We start from the raw sequence: 15,982 nt of genomic DNA, 5'->3' as shown, positions 1-15,982 counted from the left end.
ATCCATCGCCGCGCGACGAATTGATGGGTTTTGCAAGTGCTCGCCCATCCTACGCCTTCGTTTCATATGATCAGGACTTCGGAAACGACGTACTAATGAGCAGCCTTCCTACCATCGCCTGCCTCGGCGCCGGCCGCATGGGCCGCGGCATCGCGGTCGCGTTCGCCTATGCCGGCCATGCCGTCATCATGATCGACGTCAAGGCGGAGCGTTCGGCCGAACAATTCGCCAGGCTCGAAGCCGAGGCGCTCGACGAAGTCAGCAAGACGTTGGCGTCGCTCGCGCGGTTTGGACTGCTGACGGCGCAGGACACCGAGACCGTGATCGCGCGGGTCTCGGTCGTCCCCTCACACGATGGCGCCGCGGCGCTGGCCGGCGCCGGCATGGTGTTCGAAGGCGTCCCTGAAATGGTCGATCTCAAGCGCGAGGTGCTCGCTGCGGCATCGAGATGCGTGGGCCCCGATGTCATCATCGCCTCGACCACCTCGACCATCCTGGTCGACGACCTCTCCAGCGCGGTCGAGCACCCGCGCCGCTTCCTGAACGTGCATTGGCTGAACCCGGCCTATCTGATTCCGCTGGTCGAGATCTCGCCGGGGACGGCGACCGATCCGGCCGTCATCGCCGAGGTCAAGACCCTGCTCGAAGGCATCGGCAAGGTGCCGGTGGTGTGCGCGGCCACGCCTGGCTTCATCGTGCCGCGCATCCAGGCGCTGGCGATGAACGAGGCGGCGCGCATGGTGGACGAAGGCGTCGCCAGCGCCGAGGACATCGACAAGGCGATCCGCTACGGCTTCGGCTTCCGCTACGCCGTGCTCGGGCTGTTGGAGTTCATCGACTGGGGCGGCGGCGACATTCTCTATTACGCCAGCCGCTACCTCGAAGGCGCGCTCGGCAGCGACCGCTATCGCGCCCCGGACGTGATCGCGCGCAACATGAGCGAAGGCCGCATCGGCCTACGCACCGGCGCCGGCTTTTTGGATTATTCCGGCCTCGATATCGACGCCTATCGCGAGCGGCGCCTCGCCGCGCTGGTCGACCTGCTCCGGCATTTCGGATTGGCCCGACCGCCGGTGCTCTGAGGGCTGGAGCGCAGATTGGAGCCCACTGGGGCGGGCCCGTGGAGGAGCGGGTCACCACTGCCAACACATGTTCCCGATCAGGCGTTTCGCATAGCACGGGCGCTCCCGCCCAGCCGGCCTATCGGCCAGCCTGAATGCCCTGCAGGTCAAGCACGCGCTGCCTGGTTTTGATATACAAGCAATGCCCGTACACGTTGGTCTCGCCCGTGCCCCCGAGCATTGAGATGCTCTCGAGGTTGCAGTTCGTGTCGCGATAGGTGATCCAGACGCGTTCCGAAGCTGTCAGTCGCTTCAAGATTTCCGCGCTGTCGGTGACCTCGTCTTTCGCCGGGTGCTTGAGTTGCTCAACCCAGTCGCCATACAAGCGATTGAGAATCAAATCTGCGGAAGTCCTGGCTTTTTCGTTGCAATTGTCGATTGCCGGCGTGACGCCGCCGCTCTTCGCAAGGCAAGCCTCCAACTTGGCATCGATGGTCGCGAGTTCGGACGACACTTGCGCAGAGGCCGAGCCGCACATCAGGGCCCAACAAATCCCGATACCCAGTAGCTTCACGATCAGTGCTCGCGCAAGTGCGATAGAGACTGGATCAATCTATCTCATTAGACCCCGTTTGGGAATGGCCTCAAGTGCCGACATGGACCTCGAAGCCGGGCTCGCCGTGCGGCGTACGATGTCCTTCACACTCTTGATGTCTGCCGCTACCCTCTCCGGCAGGCGCGGAGACCTCTGGCGCGGCCTTTGACGGCGGATGCAACAACCCACGCAGGAACGTAAGGATTGAAAGGCAAAAGCGACCTCGGCCAAGGGCGGCCAGCATTGCGGGGATCAAAATGCGAAAGACGCTTGTCACAATTCTCTGCTCGGCGCTGATGGCGGCGTCGTCCATCCAAGCGGCCGCTGCAGCGGAACATCATATCCGCAAGGCAAGCCGCAAACCGGTCGTGGTCAATGACCAGCACCGCAATTCCAACAATGAACAACCCCACGATTCCAATATCGACGGCATGTGCGGCATATTTCCTGGCCCATGCCAATGAGAAACAGGGCAGGCGAATCGCAATCCAATCGTCGCGCATCGGAGCGCAGGTCGCCCCCAATCGGCGTCGCAGGTTGAGCCCCGCGTCCGTTACCAAAACGCTTGACCGGCGTTGGTAATTCTATCGCGTTCAGTTGCACCACAAGTTCAACCGTCCCAATTATCTGAGTCATGGATGATCGGCGTTGCCTTGGGCCACCAAGCCTCGCGCAATCTGCTGGCAATCTGCCAAAGCGGCGCAATGGTGAAACCTAATCCGGCGATGGCATGGATCACGACCATGGCAGCAAAAGCATATGGCGCGCGGCCTAGACTCCCATAAAGAGCGCGCCCGCCAATATCCAGATCGGCGCCCGTCCCCGCATGGACGCCTTCACTGTCTGCTCAAGAAATTCCGGCTTCCGGTCGTCGGATCGCATTGTTGTGGGCTCCAATCGCCCTGCTACGAGTTCTAGCCAAACACGTCCTGCAGGGCGCCTTCCCGCACCACGGCGACGCCATCGAGTTCGATCGTGGTGCCCATCATCGGCAGGTCGAAATGACCGGCGGTATAGCGGCCGGCGAACTCGTTCGCGCCGGTCGAAAACAGGAAATTGCCCGACACCGCGCGCAGCTCGGTGCCGTTGGTATCGCGCTGGTCGTACATCGACAGCGCCTCGTAGCGCGCGCCCGGATTCATGCCGAAGCCGACATGCGACACCGCATAGGCCTCGCGGTCGCCCCACGCCGCGAGATAGGCGCGCATCATGGTTGCGTCCGCGCCCTCACCCTCGAGCTCGGTGACGTAGTCGTCCTTCAGGGTCATCCTGACCGGCGAGACCAGATAGCGCTTGAAGGTGAGATTGATGTCGCCGGGGGCCATCACCAGCGTCCCGTTGACGGTGCCGCTCTTCGGAAAACTGACGACGATGCCGCCGGGCCAATGCGCCAGCGTGCCCGGCCGGTCGGTCCAGCCCCAGACGCCGACGGTCGAGGCGCCGGCCATGTCGACGTCGAGATTGGTGCCGGCCTTCGAGGTCACGCGCATCCGTTTCGTGCCGCGCAGCAGCTTTGCCGCCGCCCGCACCCGCTTCTCCAGCGCGGTATCCGGCACCATGCGTTCGAGCGCCTCGGGATGCTCGTTGGAAATGACGAGAATGCGCGCGCCGGCTTTGAGGATCTCCGGCGTCTCCACCGCGTGCATCAGCCCTTCGATGGTGCAATCGACCACGAAGCCCGCCTGCTGCAGCGCGGTCACGACGGGCGAGAGCCGCTGGATGGCTTCGCTCGCGCCGGTGGAACGCACCGGCACCACATGCCGGTTGCGCGGGGTCGGCACGATCAGGTGAAACGGCCGCGCGCCCATCCGCAGCAGGGCCAGCTCGGCCAGATGCACGTTCAGCGCACGGGACTGCGTCTCCGACAGGATCGCAGCCGTATCGCCCGCCTTGACCGCGCAGCGTTCGAAAATCTCGCAGAACGCGTCGATCCATTTCGCTTCGATGCGGTCCGCCAGCATGCTCTGTTCTCCGCTTTTTGGGCCCGTATTTTTCGGCTTGTATCAGACTTCCGGGAAGCCGCGCAGCAAATAGGACCGTAAGCCCCCCAACAGGCCGTTGAGCAGCAGCCCCAACAGCGAGATCGTGATCAGGGGGACGAACATGTCGACCGCCTGAAAGGTGCGGGCCGCCGTGACCAGCAGGTGACCGAGCCCGTCGGTCGAGGTGATCATTTCGGCCAGAAACACCACGATGCAGGAAATCACCAGACCAATGCGGCAGCCGGCCAGGATCGATGGCGCCGCCGCCGGCAGCACAACCCGGAGAAGCACCTGGCTGCGCGGCGTGCCGGCCGCCATCGCCGACCAGATCAGCTTCTGTTCCACCGTCGATGCGCCGTAATAGGTCGACAGCAGGATCGGAAACAGCGCGTCGGCGGCGACCAGCGTGATCTTGGATTCGTGACCGAAGCCGAGGATCAAGAGCAGCGCCGGGTAGAGCGCCACCTTGGGCAACGGCGCCAACACCCGCACGATCGGACGCACCACGGCGTTGATCGCGGGGCTGGCCGCCGCCGCAAGCCCGATGCCGACACCAAGAATGACCGCGATGGCAAATCCAGTGAACAGCCTGAACAGGGTGGAGGCGATTTCCTCCTGGAACGCCGCGGTCATGAGCTGTTCGACCAGCCGCGCGAAGACACGACCCGGCGGCGGCAGCAGCGTGACCGGCGCATAGCCGAACGACACCAGAAACTGCCACAACGCCACCAGGAGTGCGATCGGCACCAGGCCGAGCAGGAGATCGGTGCTGGCGGAGCGCGCGGTCATGAAAAGCTCAAGGGCAGATCGAACTGCGGCTTCGACCACCGCACCAGACGGGCGCGCAGTTTTTCGAACACGGCATCGAGGCCGATGCCCATCGCGCCGATGATGATGATCATGGCGAACACGGTATCGTACTGTCCCATGTCGAGCGCGTTGAACAGGATGTTCCCGGCACCCGATTGCCGCGCGATCATCTCGCTCGTGACCATGGTGATCAGCGCCAGCACCAGCCCGGTGCGGCAGCCGGTCAGGATCTCCGGCAACGCAGCCGGCAGCACGATGCGCAGCATGCGCTGCGCCGCCGAGAGGCCCATCGCCGCCCCCGACCACAGCATCTTCTCTTCGACCGCTTTGGCGCCCTCGAAACTATGATAGATCACCGGCAGGCTGACACCGAGGAAGATCACCAGCGTCTTGGCGAGATCGCCGACACCGAGCCACAGCATGATGATCGGCATCAAGGCCGCCTTCGGCACCGGATAGATCACCATCAGCAGCGGATTGAACAACGATGCCACGACGCGGCTGCGCCCCATCAGCAATCCAAGCGGGATGGAAAACGCGACAGCGGTACCGAAGCCGAGCGCCATGCGCCGCAGCGACGCCAGGATATTGATCCAGGCCTCCTGGTCGCCGAGAATGGCGGGAATGGCGCGGATCGCCTGGGTCGCGGTCGGGAAGCTGTCGTTGTCCAGCGCAAGCGAAGCCAGTTGCCAGGCCGCAAGCAGCCCGAGGCAGGCCAGCAAGGGCGCAATGCGTGAAACCAGAGTGCGGATTGCGATCACGGCTGCAGCTCGTTGTCACCGGTATCGTCGAACATGCGTTCGATGTCGACGACATATTTCTGGTAGCGGGGATCGAGCAGAAGCTCGGTGCGGCGGCGCGGGCGCGGCAGATCGATATCGACGACCTGCCTGATCCGGCCGGGCGAGCGCGACATCATCACGACCTTGTCGGACAGAAACACCGCTTCATCGACCGAATGCGTGACGAACAGCACGGTCTTGCGGTCGCGCTCCCAGATATTCAGCAGATCATTCTGCAGCCGTGTCCTCGTATGGGCATCGAGCGCGCCGAACGGCTCGTCCATCAGCAGCACTTCGGGATGATAGGCCAGCGTCCGCGCCAGCGCGACGCGCTGTTTCATGCCGCCGGAGAGCTCCTTGGGGTAGAAGTTCTCATAGCCCTTGAGCCCGACCATCTCGAGCAATGCGCGGCTCTGCGCCTCGGCTTCCCCAGGCTTCACGCCCTGCTGGCGCGGGCCGTACATGACGTTGCCGAGCACGCTCTTCCAGGGAAACAGCGCGAACTCCTGAAACACCGGCCCGCGATCGGGACCGGGGCCCGTGATCGCCCTGCCCTTCATCCGGGCTGAGCCTTGTGTCGGATGGACGAACCCGCCGACGATATAGAGCAGTGTCGACTTGCCGCAACCGGACGGACCGAGGATCGAGACAAAGGCGCCACTCTCGATGGTGAGCGAGATGTCCGACAACGCGAGATGGTCGTGGCGGGTGGAGGTCTGAAACACCTGGGAGACATGGTCGATCTCGATCATCGCCGTCGCAGGCGTCGGCGCGGGCGCGCGCTCCAGCCGGACATCCGAGCGCTGCGCTGCCTTCATTCCCAAATCTCGTGTCGGCCATTAACCATCGGGCACTGCACCCTTTCCTGTCATGTCAGGTCGAACCTTAGCGGAAAACCTCTGGCCATGGCATGCGGCTTCGGTGGACAGCCTGCGCATAGTTCAAGCAAAGCCTGAGTTCAAGCAAACAACCCGGTTTAAGCAAACCATGGCCACTCGGCCGGACCGTCATGCGTGACGGCGCCGCCAGGCGCCTGCCCGACCAGCCGTGCATATTTTGCAAGCGCCCCTGCCCGGTGTCGCGGCGGCCGCGGCGTCCAGGCCAGCCGCCGCTCGGCAAGCTCGTTGTCGGCGAGCAGAACATCCATCCGGCGCGCGCCCGCATCGATCCGGATACGGTCGCCATCGCGCACCAGGGCCAGCGGACCGCCGATAAAGGATTCCGGCGCGACATAGCCGATGCACATGCCGCGCGTTGCCCCGGAAAAGCGACCGTCGGTAATCAGGGCCACCTTCTCTCCCATGCCCTGCCCGTAGATCAGCGCGGTCACGCCCAGCATCTCGCGCATGCCGGGACCGCCGACAGGGCCTTCGTTGCGGATCACCAGGACCTCGCCGGCGGCATAGCTGCGGTTGCGGACGGTGGCGACACAAGCCTCCTCGTCCTCGAACACGCGCGCGGCACCCTCGAACACCAGGCTTTTCAGGCCGGCGACCTTGATGACGGCGCCATCGGGACAAAGATTGCCCTTCAATACCGCGACACCTCCATCCGCCATGATCGGCGCTCCGGGGCTGACGATGATCTCGCCATCCGGCGCGTTGGCAGCGCCATACTCTTCGGCGAGCGTCCGGCCCGTGATGGTGAGGCACGCGCCGTCGATGTGGCCGCTCTCGACCAGCGCGCGGATCACCACGGCGGCGCCGCCGATGTCGTAGACGTCCTTGGCGGTATATTTGCCGCCCGGCCGCAGATTGCCGATCAGCGGCGTCCGCGCGAAGACGTCGCCGACATCGTCGAGCGTAAAGCAGATGCCGGCCTCGTTGGCGATCGCCGGCAGATGCAAAGCCGCATTGGTCGAGCCGCCGGTCGCTGCGACAATGGCCGCGCCGTTTTCCAGCGCTTTGCGGGTGACGATCTCGCGCGGCAACGGGCCGCCGCGCGCCAGCAGCTGCATCACCTCTCGCCCGGCCTGGCGCGCGACCTGCGCGCGTTCGGCATAAACCCCGGGGATCATCGAGACGTTGGGCATTGTCAACCCCATCGCCTCGGACACCATGGCCATGGTGTTGGCAGTGAACTGCCCGGCGCAGGCGCCGATGGTCGGCAGGCAGCTCCGTTCGATGCCTTCGAGCGTCGCGGCATCGATGTCACCGGTCATGAAGCCGCCGACGGCTTCATAGGAATCCAGCACGGTGAGCGTCTTGCCCTCGAACCGGCCCGGCAGCGCGCTGCCGCCATAGATGAAGATCGACGGCACGTTGCAGCGGACCATCCCCATCATCACGCCGGGCAGCGTCTTGTCGCAGCCGCCGAAACCGATCAGTGCGTCATAGGCCAGCCCGTGGACGACGGCCTCGATGGAATCGGCAATCAATTCGCGCGAGAACAGCGAGAATTTCATGCCCTCGTGGTTCATGCTGATGCCGTCGGAGACGGAAATGGTGGTGAATTCGCGCGGCGTGCCGCCGGCTTCCGCGATTCCCGCTTTCGCCGCCTCGACCTGGAAGTCGTGGGTCATGTTGCAGGGCGTCTGCTCGCCCTTCATGCTGACCACCCCGACCATCGGTTTCGCAAGGGCCAAATCGTCCAGCCCCATCGCGCGCATGAAGGCGCGATGCGGCGCACGATCGAGCCCATCGGTCGTCACGCGGGATCGCCACTTCTTCATGCCCAATTCTCCGCCGCCCGCCCCGGCCGGGACCGGGACACACAGGATCGTTCGCTCGACACGGTCGCTGCTACTGCAACGGCGCGACGATGGTCGGATGCTTGAATTGTGCGACGTCCATCTTCGGCAGCATCCCGGTCTCGGCATAGATGTCGAGCATCTTCTGGATCGCCGGGAAATTCGGCGCGGCGCCCGGATCGCGGCCGAAATCATTGTCCTTCAGCAGGTAGGTATCAAGCACCGGAATCGGCGCCTTCAGCACCTCAGAAACCACTTTCAAAGTCTCTTCGCGATTGGCCAGCGCCTTCTTCATGCCGGTTGTGATATCGCGCACGTAAGCCCTTGCCAGTTCAGGATTCTTGTCGACGAAGTCGGCGCGGCAGGCTTCCAGGATATGGACGATGTTCGGCATGGCCTGATTGAGGGAGAACAGCTTGCGTATGCCGCCCTTGGCCTCGGCGTGTGCCGCGAAAGGCTGGTTCATGTTGACGGCGTCGACGCGACCCTGCCGCAGCGCGTCCTCGGACACGGCAAAGCCGACCTCGACCAGCTTGATGTCCTTCGCGGGATCGACCCCGTTCTGTTTCAGCAGCATGTTGAACGGTCCCTGGGTGCCGCCGCCGATCACGGAAATTCCGACCGTCTTGCCCTTGAGATCGGCAATGGTCTTGATCGGCGAATCGTCCTTGACCGCCCAATAGACCGAGAAGCCGCCGGGTTTCTCGAACACGTGCTGCGCCACGATATAGGCCTTGAGATTGCCCCCGACGACACCATTGGCAAGCGACAGCGGCGCCTGGGTCGCGCAGTCGAGCGCGCCCGCGGCGAGCGCCTGCGTCATCGGTGCGGTGCCTTGAAACTGCGTCCATTCGATATTGTAGGTCTTGCCGATATCGGGAAACTCGGCAGGCCGGCGCATCATCCAGTATTTGGATTCCTCGGCCGGGATGGTCCAGCCGACGCGGATGGTCTGCTGCGCCTGCGCCGCGCCCAGGCTCGCCACGAGGCTCGCCAACAGCGACGCCGCCGCGCCGGCCGCCATGACCCAATTCGAAACCATCCGCATCGTGCCCACTCCGCCATACCGCCGCCGAACAGGCGCGCCCTGAAAAGCCGAATGTTTCATGGTTCAAACAATCAGGCAAGCCATTGGACGGCTGCATGGATTTGCTCAACCGGACTCGAACTATGCTAAGGCAGGCAAGACCGCAGCACGGGAGGAACTCGATGACTGGCAAAGCGCCGGGCGGCCAAAGCGCCGAAAAGCTCGGCTATCTCGGGCTCGGCATGATGGGGTTTCCGATGGCTCGGCGCCTGCTTGGGGCAGGCTATGACGTGGCCGTCTGGAACCGGTCGGCCGGCAAGGCCGCGGCATTGGCTGAGGCCGGGGCCAAATCGGTGGCCAGTCCGGGCGAGGTCGCGACCACCGCGAGCATCATCTTCATGTGCGTGACGGACGCTGCCGCCGTGCAACAGGTGGTGTTCGGGTCCGCCGGCCTTGCGGCCGTCCCCGGCGCGGACAGGCTGGTCGTCGATTTCTCATCGATCCATCCCGAGGCGGCGCGCAACATCGCGGCGCGGCTGAAGGCCGCCAACGGCATGCGATGGATCGACGCGCCGGTCTCGGGGGGCACCAAGGGCGCGGAGGAAGGCACGCTCGCGGTCATGGCCGGCGGCGAGGCAGCCGACATCGAGCGGGTGCGGCCCTATGTGCTGGCGATGGCGCGACGGCTGACCCATATGGGTCCGACCGGCGCCGGACAGACCACAAAGCTCTGCAACCAGGTGATCGTCGGATGTGCGATGGCGGTGCTCGCCGAAGCGACGCGGCTTGCGGTCAACGCCGGCATCGACGCCGGACGGCTGCCCGAGGCGCTCGCCGGCGGCTTTGCCGATTCCATCCCGCTGCAATTGTTCGTGCCGCGCATGGTGCAAGGGATCCATTCGCCGCCGCTCGGTCACATCGCGACCATGCTGAAGGATCTCGATACGGTGGCCGACCTCGCCCAGGCGACATCGACTCCGGTGCCGATGGCCTCGCTCGCCGCGCAATTGTTCCGATTGGCCAAGGCCGCGCGCGGCGCTAATGTCGATGCACTCGAGATCTACAAACTGTCTGCCGCCGTATCGACGCCTGCAAAAGCCTGAGGACAAGCTTGCGATGTACAGCCCAATCGACGTCAAGACCTCTGCCGACATTCCGGTGCCCGCGCAGATGAAGGCCTGGGTTCTCGGCGGCCCCGACGAACTTTTCCTGCGCGACAAGCCGACGCCGGTGCCCAGGCGCGCCGAGGTGCTGGTCCGCATCGACGCCGTCGCGATCTGCGCCACCGACCTCGAGATCATTCACAAGGGGTCGCCGGCGCGCATCCAGGGCGGCCTGCCCTTCAACAAGAATTTCACGCCGGGCCACGAGTATATGGGCACGGTCGCAGCGCTCGGCCCGGAGGTCGACGAGTTCAGGATCGGCGAGCGGGTCAGCGTCGAGATCCATGCCGGTTGCGGCCAGTGCAAACGGTGCCGCCAGGGCATGTACACCTCCTGCCTGAATTACGGAAAGCCGGAGAAGGGCCATCGCGCCAACGGTTTTACGACCGACGGCGGGTTCGCCGAATATGCGGTCAATCACATCAACACGCTGGTCCGGGTGCCCGACAGCATGACCGATCCCGAGGCGACGCTCGTCGTCACGGCCGGGACCTCGATGTACGGCCTCACCGAACTCGGCGGACTGGTGGCGGGTGAAAGCGTGGTGGTGATCGGCCCCGGTCCGATCGGGCTGCTCGCGGTCGCCGTGGCCAAGGCGCTCGGCGCAAGTCCGGTGATCCTGACGGGCACGCGCGACAAGCGCCTTGCGATCGGCAAGGAACTGGGAGCGGACCGCGTGGTCAATATTGCCCAGGAAGATCCAGTCGAAATCGTGAAGCAACTCACCGGCGGCATCGGCGCGGATTATGTGATCGAGTGCGCCGGCACCGAGCAGACCATCGCGCAGGCCATCCATATGACCAATCGCGGCGGCAAGATCTGCCTTGCGGCGTTTCCGCATGAGCCGGTGACGACCGATATCGCGCATCTCGTCCGCAACAACATCTATGTCTTTGGTATCCGGGGCGAAGGCCGCAGTGCGACGCACCGCGCGATGGAATTGATGGCGGAAAAGCGCTTCGACGCGACCCGGATCCATACCCACACGTTCCCGTTGGCCGACTTGCCGACGGCGCTGCGCTACGCCCGGGAACGGGTCGAGGACGCGATCAAGGTGGTGGTGACCAATCGAGAGGCGAGCATGATGGCGAGCGCAGCGGCGGAATAGGCCGCCCGCTCATACCGAGCAATAGCGCTCCTTGATCTCGTCGTCGGCAAGCAGCTCCCGTGCCGGCGCCTGATGCACGACCGCGCCCTGGTCCATCACATAGGCACGATCGGCAATGTCGAGCGCCAGTTCGACATTCTGTTCGACCAGCAGCACCGTGGTGCCCTGGGCTTTCATCGACCGAAACAGCGCAAACATTTCGTCGACCAGCACCGGCATGATGCCTTCGGACGGCTCATCCAGCATGATCAGGTCGGGCTTGGCGATCATCGCGCGGGCGATCGCCAGCATCTGCTGCTCGCCGCCGGACATCGTCAGCGCTTCCTGATCCAGCCGCTCGGCGAGACGGGGAAAAATCCCGGCGATGCCGGCGATCAATTCCGCCTCGCGCCTCTTTTCCGGCGATGCGACCAGGCCAAGCCTGAGATTTTCCCTGACCGAAAGCCCCTGCACGATCCGCCGTTCTTCCGGCACATAGGCAAGACCGAGCGCGAACCGGGCATGGGCGGGCAGCGTCAACAGTTCCTTGCCCTTGAACACGACCGATCCGCCCGTGCGGTCCATCAGCCCCATGATCGATTTGAGCGTCGTGGTCTTGCCGGCGCCGTTGCGGCCGATCAGGCAAACGATCTCGCCTTTTCCGACCTCGATGGAGACATCCTGCAGTGCATGGCTCGCGCCATACCAGGCGTTCAGGTTCCTGACCTCCAGCATCCGGTCAATGCTCCCGCTGGCCGAGATAGACACGCTTCACCGCCTCGTTCTGCCGGACCTGCTGCGGCGTCCCCTCGGCGAGCAATTCGCCATGGTGCAGCACCAGGATGCGGTCGCTGATGCCCAGCACCAGTTTCATCTTGTGCTCGACCAGGACGACGGTGCGCTCGCTGGCGAGCTTGACGATCAGGTCCATCATGGTACGGGTCTCTTCCGGGCTCATGCCGGCGGTCGGCTCGTCCAGCAGCAGCACGCGCGGCCGGCTCGCCAGCGCCATGCCGATTTCGAGCGCGCGCTGCTCGCCATGCGCCAGCGTCTTTGCCGTTCGCTCGCGCGCCTGCCACAATCCGACCAGCGCCAGCAGCTCATCGGCCTGTTCGACCAATTCACCAAGCCTGGCGCGTGGCCGCCACAGATCATAACGCGACACCAGGGCCTGCAGCCCGATGCGGATGTTCTCGCGGGTCGAAAGCTGCGGAAACACGTTGGTGATCTGGAAGGACTTCGCGATCCCCATATGGGCGAATTTGTGCTGTGGCCAGCCGGTCACATCCCTGCCCTCGAACTCCACGCTGCCGCTCGACGGCATCAGCGCTCCGGACAGCAGGTTGAAATAGGTGCTTTTGCCGGCGCCATTGGGGCCAATGATGGAGGTGATGGCCCCCCTGGTGAATTCCGCCGAAATGTTCTTCAGGGCGACGAATTTGCCGAACACCTTGCCCGCGCTTCTGGTGCGCAGGATGGCCGGCGGCGATGGCGAACCGGGAGTCGTCATGGCTTGCCGCGCGAAATCAGCGTGCCCCAGATTCCCCTCGGGAAGAACAGCACACAAATCATGAAGACAGATCCGACGACGAGCTGCCAATGCACAGTCCAAACGGAAACGACGTTTTCAAGCAGCAGAAATACCGCAGCGCCGATCATCGGCCCGAAGAACGTTCCCATCCCACCGAGCAGCGCGATCATCACCACGATGCCCGAGGTGTCGTAGTACAGAATTTCGATCGGCACGATCGACAGGTGCAGCGCCTGAAGCGCGCCCGCCAGTCCGCAAAAGCCGCCAGACAGCACGAAGGTCATCAGGCGCGTCAGCGTCACGTCATAGCCGGAGGCGCGCGCCCGGGCTTCGTTTTCGCGCACCGCTTCGATCACGGCCCCGAATGGAGACGCAAGAATCCGCGACAACACAAAAAAGGCCGCGATCACGAACGCCGCGATCACATAGTAGCGGACCAGCGGATTGATGAAATCGAGTTTCAGTCCAAAGAGATCGATGGTACGGACATTGATGCCGCGCAGGCCGTTCTCGCCGCCGGTCCAATCGTCCGCCTGGTAAAACAAATAGTAGACGCATTGCGATAACGCCATGGTTACCATGGCGAAGTAGATGCCGCGCGTCCGGATCGCGAGTACGCCAATCAACGCGGCCATCAGAAAGCCGGCGACGATACCGATGGCGATCGCGGCGTACCAGGGCAGCCCGAAATGCACGATCGCGATCCCGCAGAGATACGCGCCGGCCCCGAACAGGGCGGCATGCCCAAATGACAATAGCCCGAGATAGCCGTAGACCAGATTGAAGCCGAGCGCGTAGAGGCCGTAGATCAGGATATTCACCGCAAGGGCGGTGAACGGCGTCACGAGGGGGAATATCAGAATAACCAGGCTCGCGAGGCTGGCGCGATGCCTGGTGGCCAACTCGAACCAGTTCGCAGACGGCATCTGGGCCTGCGGGAGCCGCTGGCTGATCTCTTTCATCGCCGGACTTTCACCCATCAACTCATCAGTCCGGCACGGCCGAAGAATCCCTGTGGCCGCACGATCAATACCACGGCCATCAGCGCAAAAATCGACACCTTCGCCATCTCGGGCGCGAACAGGGAGGTCATGCTGACGACGATGCCGACCAGGAGTCCGGCCAGCACCGCTCCACCGATCGACCCCATGCCACCGACCACCGTCACGACAAAGGCCTCAGCGAGAATGGTGCTGCCCATCTCGGGAATGACCCCCTGCAGCGGCGCCGCCAGCAGTCCGGCAAAACCCGCGATCGCAGTACCGATGCCGAATACGATCAGCCAGACTTTCGCGACGTCGACCCCGAGGACACGAACGATCTGAGGGTCCCTTGCGCCCGCGCGAATGATCAGGCCAAAGCTGGTCTTTTCCAGAAACAGCCAGAGCGCCAACAGCACGACCGCGGTCGCCGCAATCACGAACAGACGATAGAGCGGAAAATAGCCGACGCCGATATCGACGGCGCCTTGCAGAAGGTCGGGGGTATCGAAGGGATAGCCGGTCTTGCCGAAAGCAATGCGCACAAGCTCGACCATCACATAGCTCAAGCCGAAGGTGAGCAGCAGCGGATAGTCGATGCCGCGCCCATAGAGCGGCCGGATCAGCACGCGCTCGACCGCGATGCCGATCAGGCCGACGACAACCGGCACCGCAATCAGGCAGAGCCAGAAATTGCCGCCGAGCATCAGGATATAGACCCCGACATAGGCGCCAACCATGTAGAACGCGCCATGAGCGAAGTTGACCACGGTCAGCATGCCGAAGATCAGCGAGAGACCGATCGCAAACAGCACGTAGATCGCGCCCAGCGCCAAGCCGGCGAAGAGTTGCAGGGCAATCAGATCGAGGCTCAGACCGGCCATTCGCTTCCCCAAAGAAGGAGCGTGCCACATCGGGGGCACGCTCCATTCATTCCATCAGGCCTTGTGTCCGAGTTCCTCGCAGGTGCGAAGGTTCGCTTCATTCGGTTCATCGGTGCTGATGACCTCGAAGACGTCGGACTCGTTCTTCATATCCTTCGACTTCGACTTGATGATCAAGACGGACTGCACCGACTGATGATCGCATTTGCGATAATATTGCGGCCCCTTGTAGTAGTCGTACTTCAGCGCTTCCAGCGCCGCAATGACCTTGTCGGTGTCGACAGTGCCGGCATTCGTCACCGCGCTCAGCACCGTGCGGACGCCGCCATAACCGAGCGCGCCGTAATCGGTCGGCAGCTTGCCGTCATACATCTTGCGGAAGGCGTCGTTGAACGCCTTGGTGGAGGCGAATTTGTCCTCGATGCCCCAATAGAACGAGCAACCGCCGATCACCCCCTCGAACGCCTGCGGGCCGGCCGCGACGCGACTGGCGTGCGACAGCAGCGGCGCAATGATCTGCGTGGTCTTCTTGATGCCGAAATCGGTCGCCTGTTTCAGCGCGATCTGCTGGTCGCGCCCGAAATTGCTGATGCAGAGAATGTCCGGCTTGAGCGCCTGGATGCGCGGCAGCAATGTCGAGAAATCGGTGGTGCCGAGCGGATGGCGGATGTCGCCGAGATTTTCGATGTTGAAAGCCTTGCCGGCTTCGAGGAAACCGCGCACCATTTCATGGCCGTAGGCGTAGTCGGCCGTCAGGAATGCGACCTTCTTGCCGAATTTTGGAAAGACATAGCGGCCGACGGCGCCCGACGTCATATGCGGATTCAAGGCCTCGTGGAAGGTGAACCGGCTGAAGTCGGCGGCTTCGTTGATCGCGTCGGACTGGCTGATCGAGTTGAAGATGAGGCCGCGTTCCTTGGTGACGTTGTTGATCGCCAGCTGCACGGCGGCCGAGAGACTGCCGACGACGAAATTCACCTTCTCCTTTTCAACCAGTTCGAGCGTCCGCGTCGCGGCTTCACCGGGATTGAGCTTGTCGTCGCGCACGACCAACTCCGCCTTGCGCCCGTTCAGGCCGCCCGCGTCATTGAACTGCGCGATCGCGAGCTGTGCGGCGCGCACCTGGTCCTGCGCCTCGGTGCCGTAGGGCCCGGTCAACGGCACGGGAAAGCCGATCCTGATGGTCTCTTCCTGCGCCTGCACCAGATTGATGCGAAATGGCGAAGCGGCAAGCGCGGCACCCATGCCCACCGTCGTCAACAGGCGGCGACGCGACATCGATGCGGACTTCGCGGTCTTCCTGGTCATGGCTCTTTCCTCCCCTGCAATGTTTGTTTTGCCGGCTGCGCCTCGTCAGATGCGCCCCGGGGCGGTCAGAATAACCTGAGGCG

Annotated in this window: 16 protein-coding genes; 3 read left to right on the top strand and 13 right to left on the bottom strand. The window is 63.6% G+C overall.

Annotation, left to right across the window (positions count from 1 at the left end):
• Positions 1-95: 95 nt before the first annotated feature.
• Positions 96-1,082, top strand: coding sequence for a 3-hydroxybutyryl-CoA dehydrogenase (locus WCB02_RS06165; RefSeq protein WP_423956950.1), 987 nt, complete (start codon positions 96-98; stop codon positions 1,080-1,082).
• A 118-nt stretch (positions 1,083-1,200) separates the two neighbouring features.
• On the opposite strand, the gene WCB02_RS06160 is transcribed toward WCB02_RS06165, so the two are convergent.
• From WCB02_RS06160 to WCB02_RS06125, 8 genes are all read right to left on the bottom strand, one after another.
• Positions 1,201-1,635: a lysozyme inhibitor LprI family protein gene (locus WCB02_RS06160; protein WP_423956949.1), complete on the bottom strand. Its 435-nt coding sequence runs from the start codon at positions 1,633-1,635 to the stop codon at positions 1,201-1,203.
• 631 nt (positions 1,636-2,266) lie between these two features.
• Positions 2,267-2,401, bottom strand: a complete 135-nt coding sequence (locus WCB02_RS06155; RefSeq protein ID WP_423956948.1) for a hypothetical protein — start codon at positions 2,399-2,401, stop codon at positions 2,267-2,269.
• Positions 2,402-2,570: 169 nt separating this feature from the next.
• A complete protein-coding gene (locus WCB02_RS06150) occupies positions 2,571-3,617 on the bottom strand; it encodes a peptidase M29 (protein WP_423956947.1) in 1,047 nt (348 codons plus the stop codon).
• A gap of 42 nt (positions 3,618-3,659) precedes the next feature.
• Positions 3,660-4,427 carry an ABC transporter permease gene (locus WCB02_RS06145; protein WP_423956946.1) on the bottom strand — a complete coding sequence of 256 codons (768 nt, stop codon included), beginning with the start codon at positions 4,425-4,427 and terminating at the stop codon, positions 3,660-3,662.
• Entirely contained in the window at positions 4,424-5,209 is a 786-nt protein-coding gene (locus WCB02_RS06140; RefSeq protein ID WP_423956945.1) for an ABC transporter permease, read from the bottom strand. The genes WCB02_RS06145 and WCB02_RS06140 overlap by 4 nt, the downstream gene beginning before the upstream one ends.
• Positions 5,206-6,048, bottom strand: coding sequence for an ABC transporter ATP-binding protein (locus WCB02_RS06135; RefSeq protein ID WP_423956944.1), 843 nt, complete (start codon positions 6,046-6,048; stop codon positions 5,206-5,208). The genes WCB02_RS06140 and WCB02_RS06135 overlap by 4 nt, the downstream gene beginning before the upstream one ends.
• Positions 6,049-6,206: 158 nt before the next feature.
• Positions 6,207-7,901 (bottom strand): dihydroxy-acid dehydratase, encoded by a 1,695-nt coding sequence (ilvD, locus tag WCB02_RS06130; protein WP_423956943.1) that lies wholly within the window; start codon positions 7,899-7,901, stop codon positions 6,207-6,209.
• Positions 7,902-7,971: 70 nt separating this feature from the next.
• Complete coding sequence (locus WCB02_RS06125; protein WP_423956942.1) at positions 7,972-8,967, bottom strand: ABC transporter substrate-binding protein; 996 nt, start codon at positions 8,965-8,967, stop codon at positions 7,972-7,974.
• Positions 8,968-9,062: 95 nt separating this feature from the next.
• Here WCB02_RS06125 and WCB02_RS06120 point away from each other — a divergent pair, with 95 nt between their 5' ends.
• Together WCB02_RS06120 and WCB02_RS06115 are read left to right on the top strand one after the other, a co-directional pair.
• Positions 9,063-10,049, top strand: a complete 987-nt coding sequence (locus WCB02_RS06120; protein ID WP_423956941.1) for an NAD(P)-dependent oxidoreductase — start codon at positions 9,063-9,065, stop codon at positions 10,047-10,049.
• A 13-nt stretch (positions 10,050-10,062) separates the two neighbouring features.
• Complete coding sequence (locus WCB02_RS06115) at positions 10,063-11,217, top strand: zinc-dependent alcohol dehydrogenase (RefSeq protein ID WP_423956940.1); 1,155 nt, start codon at positions 10,063-10,065, stop codon at positions 11,215-11,217.
• A 9-nt stretch (positions 11,218-11,226) separates the two neighbouring features.
• On the opposite strand, the gene WCB02_RS06110 is transcribed toward WCB02_RS06115, so the two are convergent.
• From WCB02_RS06110 to WCB02_RS06090, 5 genes are read right to left on the bottom strand one after another with little or no spacing between them, the layout of a single operon-like run.
• Entirely contained in the window at positions 11,227-11,931 is a 705-nt protein-coding gene (locus WCB02_RS06110; RefSeq protein ID WP_423956939.1) for an ABC transporter ATP-binding protein, read from the bottom strand.
• 4 nt (positions 11,932-11,935) lie between these two features.
• Positions 11,936-12,706, bottom strand: coding sequence for an ABC transporter ATP-binding protein (locus WCB02_RS06105; protein WP_423956938.1), 771 nt, complete (start codon positions 12,704-12,706; stop codon positions 11,936-11,938).
• Complete coding sequence (locus WCB02_RS06100; RefSeq protein WP_423956951.1) at positions 12,703-13,689, bottom strand: branched-chain amino acid ABC transporter permease; 987 nt, start codon at positions 13,687-13,689, stop codon at positions 12,703-12,705. The genes WCB02_RS06105 and WCB02_RS06100 overlap by 4 nt, the downstream gene beginning before the upstream one ends.
• A gap of 17 nt (positions 13,690-13,706) precedes the next feature.
• The gene (locus WCB02_RS06095; RefSeq protein WP_423956937.1) at positions 13,707-14,591 is read right to left on the bottom strand and encodes a branched-chain amino acid ABC transporter permease; all 885 of its coding nucleotides are present in this window, start codon (positions 14,589-14,591) and stop codon (positions 13,707-13,709) included.
• 54 nt (positions 14,592-14,645) lie between these two features.
• Positions 14,646-15,899, bottom strand: a complete 1,254-nt coding sequence (locus WCB02_RS06090) for an ABC transporter substrate-binding protein (RefSeq protein WP_423956936.1) — start codon at positions 15,897-15,899, stop codon at positions 14,646-14,648.
• Between the last annotated feature and the right edge of the window lie 83 nt (positions 15,900-15,982).

The sequence above is a fragment of the Bradyrhizobium sp. genome (assembly GCF_049581145.1).
In the GTDB taxonomy this organism is placed as follows: Bacteria; Pseudomonadota; Alphaproteobacteria; order Rhizobiales; family Xanthobacteraceae; genus Bradyrhizobium.
The sequence above is the reverse complement of the archived record's forward strand: the minus strand, read 5'-3'. Positions and strand labels throughout refer to the sequence as shown.

Excerpts from the sequence above, each read along its gene's own strand:
- WCB02_RS06165 (WP_423956950.1), top strand. The coding sequence starts at position 96 with ATGAGCAGCCTTCCTACCATCGCCTGCCTCGGCGCCGGCCGCATGGGC.
- WCB02_RS06155 (WP_423956948.1), bottom strand. The coding sequence starts at position 2,401 with ATGGTCGTGATCCATGCCATCGCCGGATTAGGTTTCACCATTGCGCCG.
- WCB02_RS06150 (WP_423956947.1), bottom strand. The coding sequence starts at position 3,617 with ATGCTGGCGGACCGCATCGAAGCGAAATGGATCGACGCGTTCTGCGAG.
- WCB02_RS06145 (WP_423956946.1), bottom strand. The coding sequence starts at position 4,427 with ATGACCGCGCGCTCCGCCAGCACCGATCTCCTGCTCGGCCTGGTGCCG.
- WCB02_RS06135 (WP_423956944.1), bottom strand. The coding sequence starts at position 6,048 with ATGAAGGCAGCGCAGCGCTCGGATGTCCGGCTGGAGCGCGCGCCCGCG.
- ilvD (WP_423956943.1), bottom strand. The coding sequence starts at position 7,901 with ATGAAGAAGTGGCGATCCCGCGTGACGACCGATGGGCTCGATCGTGCG.
- WCB02_RS06125 (WP_423956942.1), bottom strand. The coding sequence starts at position 8,967 with ATGCGGATGGTTTCGAATTGGGTCATGGCGGCCGGCGCGGCGGCGTCG.
- WCB02_RS06120 (WP_423956941.1), top strand. The coding sequence starts at position 9,063 with ATGGATTTGCTCAACCGGACTCGAACTATGCTAAGGCAGGCAAGACCG.
- WCB02_RS06115 (WP_423956940.1), top strand. The coding sequence starts at position 10,063 with ATGTACAGCCCAATCGACGTCAAGACCTCTGCCGACATTCCGGTGCCC.
- WCB02_RS06110 (WP_423956939.1), bottom strand. The coding sequence starts at position 11,931 with ATGCTGGAGGTCAGGAACCTGAACGCCTGGTATGGCGCGAGCCATGCA.
- WCB02_RS06105 (WP_423956938.1), bottom strand. The coding sequence starts at position 12,706 with ATGACGACTCCCGGTTCGCCATCGCCGCCGGCCATCCTGCGCACCAGA.
- WCB02_RS06100 (WP_423956951.1), bottom strand. The coding sequence starts at position 13,689 with ATGAAAGAGATCAGCCAGCGGCTCCCGCAGGCCCAGATGCCGTCTGCG.
- WCB02_RS06095 (WP_423956937.1), bottom strand. The coding sequence starts at position 14,591 with ATGGCCGGTCTGAGCCTCGATCTGATTGCCCTGCAACTCTTCGCCGGC.
- WCB02_RS06090 (WP_423956936.1), bottom strand. The coding sequence starts at position 15,899 with ATGACCAGGAAGACCGCGAAGTCCGCATCGATGTCGCGTCGCCGCCTG.